This window comes from Schaalia meyeri (assembly GCF_900105015.1).
Taxonomy (GTDB): domain Bacteria; phylum Actinomycetota; class Actinomycetes; order Actinomycetales; family Actinomycetaceae; genus Pauljensenia; species Pauljensenia meyeri.
Window position 1 is genome coordinate 410,985 of record NZ_FNLK01000012.1, and the last position, 6,764, is coordinate 417,748.

The 6,764-nt window shown below is 66.3% G+C and carries 4 protein-coding genes, 2 pseudogenes and 1 riboswitch; of the genes and pseudogenes, 4 read left to right on the top strand and 2 right to left on the bottom strand.

The window, feature by feature from the left end:
* Positions 1-26: 26 nt before the first annotated feature.
* Positions 27-1,105 (bottom strand): annotated as a pseudogene (locus BLT68_RS07280) (amino acid permease); the annotation flags it as partial.
* 11 nt (positions 1,106-1,116) lie between these two features.
* Here BLT68_RS07280 and BLT68_RS07285 point away from each other — a divergent pair.
* From BLT68_RS07285 to BLT68_RS07295, 3 genes and pseudogenes are all read left to right on the top strand, one after another.
* Positions 1,117-2,319: pseudogene (locus BLT68_RS07285) on the top strand (amino acid permease); the annotation flags it as partial.
* Between the two features lie 28 nt (positions 2,320-2,347).
* A riboswitch (TPP riboswitch) is annotated at positions 2,348-2,449 on the top strand.
* 31 nt (positions 2,450-2,480) lie between these two features.
* Complete coding sequence (locus BLT68_RS07290) at positions 2,481-3,080, top strand: ECF transporter S component (RefSeq protein ID WP_070778746.1); 600 nt, start codon at positions 2,481-2,483, stop codon at positions 3,078-3,080.
* A 10-nt stretch (positions 3,081-3,090) separates the two neighbouring features.
* Complete coding sequence (locus BLT68_RS07295) at positions 3,091-5,574, top strand: ATP-binding cassette domain-containing protein (protein ID WP_074633470.1); 2,484 nt, start codon at positions 3,091-3,093, stop codon at positions 5,572-5,574.
* Between the two features lie 35 nt (positions 5,575-5,609).
* On the opposite strand, the gene BLT68_RS07300 is transcribed toward BLT68_RS07295, so the two are convergent.
* On the bottom strand, positions 5,610-6,461 hold the full coding sequence (locus BLT68_RS07300; protein ID WP_232618726.1) for an MT-A70 family methyltransferase: 852 nt from the start codon (positions 6,459-6,461) through the stop codon (positions 5,610-5,612).
* A gap of 109 nt (positions 6,462-6,570) precedes the next feature.
* Here BLT68_RS07300 and BLT68_RS09310 point away from each other — a divergent pair.
* A partial coding sequence (locus BLT68_RS09310; protein ID WP_207512879.1) for a hypothetical protein occupies positions 6,571-6,764 on the top strand: 194 nt, incomplete at its 3' end.

Genomic DNA, 6,764 nt, shown 5'->3' on the forward strand with positions numbered 1-6,764 from the left:
AGCATAGCCACTCGGTATTGGTTCCGCTACTCGTGCAGGTGGGGGCCTGTATGCGGCCCCTCGCCGGTGCCGCCGTCCCCAGGACGCCACGTTCCGCTCGACGCAGCAGGAAGTGGCGGTTTGCGAAGGCTGCTGCCACGATGAAGACGATCCAGATAATCGAGTAGATCAGGCCGGGGCGAGTATCGTCCCACATCGCCAGGACCACGCCCATCGCGCCCATGAACACCAGGACGATCCACGCGCTCAGCGCGCCTCCAGGGGCCCTGAAACGGGCCTTGGCGTGCAACTCCGGGCTTTTGCGCAAGTACACCAGGTAGGACACGACGATCACGACCCACACGCCCATGAACAGGGTCGCCGACACGGAGGTCACCAGCGTGAACGCCGACGAGATCGACCCGCCCAACCCCATGATGACGATGGCTGACAGCAGGCACACACACGACAGGAACAGGGCGTTGAGCGGGACGTGATGCGTGGAGAGGCGCGCGAATACGCGCGGCGCCTGCTCCTGTCGAGCCAGCCCGTAGAGCATGCGCGACGTCGAGTAGATGCCCGAGTTCGCGCTTGATGCCGCCGAGGAGAGCACCACCAGGTTCACGATCGTCGCCGCGGCTCCCAGGCCCGTCAGGGAGAACATGGTGACGAACGGGGAGGAATCCGGGCTCACCTGATCCCAGGGGGTCACCATCATGATGGCCGCCAGTGCCGTCACGTAGAAGAGCATGATGCGCACCGGGATCGAGTTGACGGCTTTGGGCAGCGTGCGCTCCGGGTCGTCCGTCTCGGCGACCGTGGTGCCCACCATCTCGATGCCGATGAACGCGAAGAGGGCAATCTGGAAGCCACCCAGGAAGCCGGTGAACCCCTGGGGAAAGAAGCCGCCGTGGCTCCACAGGTTCGACACCGAGGCGGTGGTGCCCGCCGTGCCAATGGTTCCCATCGCCACCATCGCGAAGCCGACGATCACCAGGGCGATGATCGCGACGATTTTAATGAGCGCGAACCAGAACTCCGTTTCACCGAAGGCCTTGACCGTCATCGCGTTGAGCCCGAAGAGGAGCAGGGTCGTGGCACAGATGGGGATCCAGGCCGGCAGGTTCTTAGGAATTTCTCGCGCGCGACTTGATCGGCCCGTGGGCCGGGTTCGTCACGGGGTGGACGTACTGGGCCTGCTGGGTGGTCACTGGCGTCGCCGACATGGTGGCGATCACGGGCTATGCGCGCTTCTGGTGGCCGAACCTGCCGGCCTGGATCCCCATCTGTGCCACGACCCTGCTCCTCTTCGGGCTCAACGCGATGACGGTCAAGGCCTTCGGTGAAACGGAGTTCTGGTTCGCGCTCATTAAAATCGTCGCGATCATCGCCCTGGTGATCGTCGGCTTCGCGATGGTGGCGATGGGAACCATTGGCACGGGGGCACCACCGCCTCGGTGTCGAACCTGTGGAGCCACGGCGGCTTCTTTCCCCAGGGGTTCACCGGCTTCCTGGGTGGCTTCCAGATTGCCCTCTTCGCGTTCATCGGCATCGAGATGGTGGGCACCACGGTCCCGAGACGGACGACCCGGAGCGCACGCTGCCCAAAGCCGTCAACTCGATCCCGGTGCGCATCATGCTCTTCTACGTGACGGCACTGGCGGCCATCATGATGGTGACCCCCTGGGATCAGGTGAGCCCGGATTCCTCCCCGTTCGTCACCATGTTCTCCCTGACGGGCCTGGGAGCCGCGGCGACGATCGTGAACCTGGTGGTGCTCTCCTCGGCGGCATCAAGCGCGAACTCGGGCATCTACTCGACGTCGCGCATGCTCTACGGGCTGGCTCGACAGGAGCAGGCGCCGCGCGTATTCGCGCGCCTCTCCACGCATCACGTCCCGCTCAACGCCCTGTTCCTGTCGTGTGTGTGCCTGCTGTCAGCCATCGTCATCATGGGGTTGGGCGGGTCGATCTCGTCGGCGTTCACGCTGGTGACCTCCGTGTCGGCGACCCTGTTCATGGGCGTGTGGGTCGTGATCGTCGTGTCCTACCTGGTGTACTTGCGCAAAAGCCCGGAGTTGCACGCCAAGGCCCGTTTCAGGGCCCCTGGAGGCGCGCTGAGCGCGTGGATCGTCCTGGTGTTCATGGGCGCGATGGGCGTGGTCCTGGCGATGTGGGACGATACTCGCCCCGGCCTGATCTACTCGATTATCTGGATCGTCTTCATCGTGGCAGCAGCCTTCGCAAACCGCCACTTCCTGCTGCGTCGAGCGGAACGTGGCGTCCTGGGGGACGGCGGCACCGGCGAGGGGCCGCATACAGGCCCCACCTGCACGAGTAGCGGAACCAATACCGAGTGGCTATGCTCACCACCGTGCCACGGGAGCTCAACGTGAGCTGAGAGGGGACAATCCCCGACCGTAGAACCTGATCCGGGTCATGCCGGCGTAGGAAGGCTCTTCCCTCGTGGCCGCCGTGCAACACGAAGGGAGTTACATCCGCATGGCTACCACTGCCCCGTCCCTCCGTTGGAGGGTCATCGACATCGTCACCGCCGCCGTCCTCGGCATCGCGTGCGGCCTCATTTTCTTTGCCTGGAACCAGGTGGGTTACGCGGGCTACGAGATCCTCAAGGCCGTCGCCCCCGGCCTGGGCGGTCTGGTGACGGGCGTCTGGCTGCTGGGCGGCACGCTCGGCGGCTACGTCATCCGCAAGCCCGGCGCCGCGTTCTTCGTCGAGCTGATGGCCGCGGCCGTTTCCATGGGCCTGGGTTCCCAGTGGGCGGTCGAAACCCTGTACTCGGGTCTCGCCCAGGGCCTGGGCGCCGAGATCGTCTTCGCCCTGTTCGCCTACCGCCGCTTCAACGTGTGGGTGGCCTCGGGCGCGGGAGCCCTGGCCTTCGCCGTCGAATGGGTGCTCGAACTCTTCATCTCCGGAAACCTCGCCAAGGGCGTCGTCTACAACGCCTCCTACCTGGTGTGCGGCGTCGTCTCCGGCATCCTCCTGGCTGGTGTGCTGGCGTGGGCGCTGACGAGCGCGCTGGCGCGCACGGGTGCCCTGGATCGTTTCGCCTCGGGCCGCGGGGCGCGCGAGCTTGTCTGACCCGCGCCCGATGGACGAGGCCCCGGCCGCCTCCCGCCCACCCGTTTCCTCTCCCGACGCCCCGGTTGCGCGGGGCGGGGGAACGGGCGCGCGCGTGTGCGCGCGCGGCTGGGGGTGGCGGCACGCCGGGCGGAGGCGCGCCGCGCTGGCGGATGTCGACCTCGATATCACGCCGGGCGAGCGTGTCCTGGTGCTGGGCCCGTCGGGGTCGGGAAAGTCGACGCTCATGGGTGGCTTGGCCGGTCTGCTGGGCGGCGCCGAGGAGGGTGAAGCCGCCGGGTCGTTGACCATCGATGGCCTTCCCCCGGCCCAGTCGCGCGGCCGCGTCGGCCTGCTGATGCAGGACCCCGAGGCCCAGGTGGTCCTGGCCCGCGTGGGCGACGACGTGGCCTTTGGCATGGAAAATATGGGGGTGGCGCCCGGCGACATTTGGCCGTGCGTGCAGGACTCCCTGGCGGCCGTGGGCTTGGATGTTCCCCTGGATCGTTCGACCTCGCAGCTGTCGGGCGGGCAGAAGCAACGTCTCGCCCTGGCGTCGATTCTGGCGATGGGACCCGGGCTGATCCTCTTGGACGAGCCGACCGCGAACCTTGACCCCCAGGGGGTGGCCGAGGTGCGTCGCGCCGTCGAGGCCGTCGTGGAGCGCACCGGCGCGACCCTGGTCGTCGTGGAGCACCGCGTCGACGTGTGGGCCTCCCTGGTGGACCGCGTTATCGTCGTCGCAGATGGCGAGATCGTGGCGGACGGCCCGCTGGGCCAGGTCATCGCGCGGCGGGGTAAGCAGCTGAGCGATCAGGGAATCTGGTTGCCCGGCGACGACGTTGTCGCCGAGGTTTGTCCCCTGGCGGATCCCGCCGATCCGAGCGGGCACGCCCGGGGGGAGACCTCGGCCTGGTCGGTGGGGGAGCCGGTGTCCGCGAGGGAGCCGATCGCTAGGGTGCGTGGGCTGACGATCGGGTATGACTCTGCCTCCCCCGTGCGCTCCGGAATAGACGTGTCGATTAAGCGGGGGGAGTCAACGTGCATCGTGGGCGCTAACGGTGCCGGAAAATCGACCTTCGCGCTGACTCTCGCGGGGTTGCTGCCTCCGATCGATGGCGGCGTCGAGCTAACGATCGCCGACGCCGCGCGCTCCGCCCCTCACGAGTGGCCCAGCCGCCGACTGCTGGGGCGCGTGTCCATGGTCTTCCAGGAACCCGAATACCAGTTTCTGGCCGCCACGGTCGCCGATGAACTGGCCATCGGTCCGCGCGCCGTCGGCATGAGCGAGGACGAGATCGGCCCCCTGGTCGACGAACACCTCGATGCCCTGGGCCTGTCCGCCCTGGCGCGCGCCAACCCCATGACCCTCTCCGGCGGTGAGAAACGGCGCCTCTCCGTGGCAACCGCGCTCATCAGCGCCCCGGAGCTGCTGATCCTGGACGAACCCACCTTCGGGCAGGACCGCGGAACGTGGCTGGGCCTGGTGCGCCTGCTGCGCGGCGCCCTGTCCCGAGGCGTCACCCTGGTATCCATCACCCACGACCCCGCGTTCGTGGCCGCGATGGGCCAGCGAGTCATCGACCTGGGTTCTCTGGGGCGCCCAGGCGGGGACGAGGCCGAGCACCCGGAGGAAGTGCCGGGTCGCCAGTCGGGTGGCGGCGAGTCCTCGGGGCGCGTCGCCACGGGCGAGGTAGCCGGGGGTCCCTCAAACGGCTCGGACACCCCCGCCTGCGTCCTCTCTCGCCCCCGCGGAGCCGGCGGCTTCCTCGCGCGCACGAACCCGGTGGTCCGCGTGATCGCGCTGCTGGTCGCCACCACGCCGCTGCTGGCCTCGATCGACCCGGTTAGTGCGGGGGTCGCCCTCGCCCTCGAACTGGCTCTGGTCCCCCTATCCGGCGTCTCGGCGCGCAGCTTCGCGCTCAAAGCCACACCCCTCCTCTTTGCCGCGCCCCTGGGCGCGCTGTCCATGCTCCTCTACGCCTCCCCGGGCGGCCGCGTGTTCTGGGAGTTTGGCCCCGCGGCGATCTCGGAGCATTCCGTGTGGCTGGCCCTGGGCATCGGGCTGCGCATGTGCGCGATCGTCGTGCCCGCGATCGCGTTGATCGACCGCATCGACCCGACCGACATGGGCGATGGGCTGGCACAGATTCTGCATCTGCCAGCCCGGCCCGTGCTGGCCGCGCTCGCGGGCGCGCGCATGACCTCCCTGATGGCCGCCGACTGGAAGGCTCTCGAACGCGCCCGGCGCGCCCGAGGCGTCGGCGACGCATCCAGGGTGCGATCCTTCCTGCGCGGATCCTTCTCGCTGCTGGTCTTTGCGCTGCGGCGTTCCGGGAAGTTGGCCACCACCATGGAGGCCCGAGGCTTCGGCGCGGCCGGGCGGCGCACCTGGGCACGCCCCTCCCGCTTGAGCGTTGCCGACGGTGCCCTCATGGCCGTGGCCATTGCCCTGCCCGTGGTCGCGTTGAGCGTCAGCGTCTGGACCGGCAGTTTCGCCCTGGTGGGCCGATGAGTTGGGCCGTGAGCACGGCTTTCGGATCGTCTGCGTTATTCCTTGGTGGCCGTGGGATGAGGCCCTTTTCCGCGCTGCCTCAGGGGAGTAGAAGCGAGGCTGAGGTAGCGGCGCACGCGCGCGATTGAGTACCCGTGGAGGGAGGCGAGGTCGTTGATGGAGTTTCCTTGCTCGTACTGGCGTCGGAGCTCGGCGCCCACGGCGACCTCTAAGTCGTGGGGGAGGCGCTGGTGCGACTCCAGGGATGGGAGGGGAGTCGGTGAGGGTTCGATCTCGCCGCCCCGGTATCCGTTGTAGGCCTTTCCTTGCGGTTCGATGCCCTCATCCGCTTCATTGCCCCACGCTGCCCAGCCGGGTCGCGGATAGCGCGCGAACATCTCGAGGTACGGTCCCGGTGAACACGATTCGATCAGATCGTATTGTTCATCGGGTTTCCTTGAATGCTCGCGTTTGCGTGTTTCGATCATGTTTACTTGGCGCCGCCCAGCGTCGAGAGTTCGCATTCGCCCGCGAACTCCGAACAGCAGGAGTTCCGTGACGTTCCGAAAGTAGAACCCCACTCCCCGTCCATCAGGTCCGCCATCTTTTCGTCTCTTTGCCCAGACGATGTTCGAGACGTAACGGAATCCCCACGCAGACATCACTTCAATTCCTTCTGGAAGGAGTGCGTTGGGGACCCAGAGGTACAGGTGCGCATTCGTTGCTGATATATCAGCAACCGGCAACGCTTTAATGTCATTGAGTGACATCGTGCCGTAGCGCCCGAGTCGCCTATGTTCCGGAGCAACTTTTCCTGTCCGATTCTGGAAGCGCCACGGCGGATCGGACATGATCGTTGAAAAGCCGCCTGCGACGGTGGGCAGTGGGGCGTATAGGTCGTTGCTCATGACGCCCATTTTAGTACCAAATAGATCTAAATATAGATCTAAATTGGCTGACGGTGAGTGGTCTCCGTCATACGCAATATATGGTTATTACCCGTGCTAATATGGCCGCATGACGGTTCAAACAGAGTCGTACGATGACCCCGGTATCGTCCCCGTAAGCGTGCGAAAAAAGTACTCGTTTCATGAGGTGCGAAATGCGTGTGGCGTCCTGTCTGCCGTCGCGCCCAATGAATGGTCAGATATCATTGATGTTCTCGACAAATTCAGCTTTTCTGCAAATCTTCTTTTGCGCGCTGGCGGAAA

Coding starts and splice junctions, on each gene's coding strand:
- BLT68_RS07300 (WP_232618726.1), bottom strand. CDS start 6,461: ATGAGCAACGACCTATACGCCCCACTGCCCACCGTCGCAGGCGGCTTT.
- BLT68_RS07290 (WP_070778746.1), top strand. CDS start 2,481: ATGGCTACCACTGCCCCGTCCCTCCGTTGGAGGGTCATCGACATCGTC.
- BLT68_RS07295 (WP_074633470.1), top strand. CDS start 3,091: ATGGACGAGGCCCCGGCCGCCTCCCGCCCACCCGTTTCCTCTCCCGAC.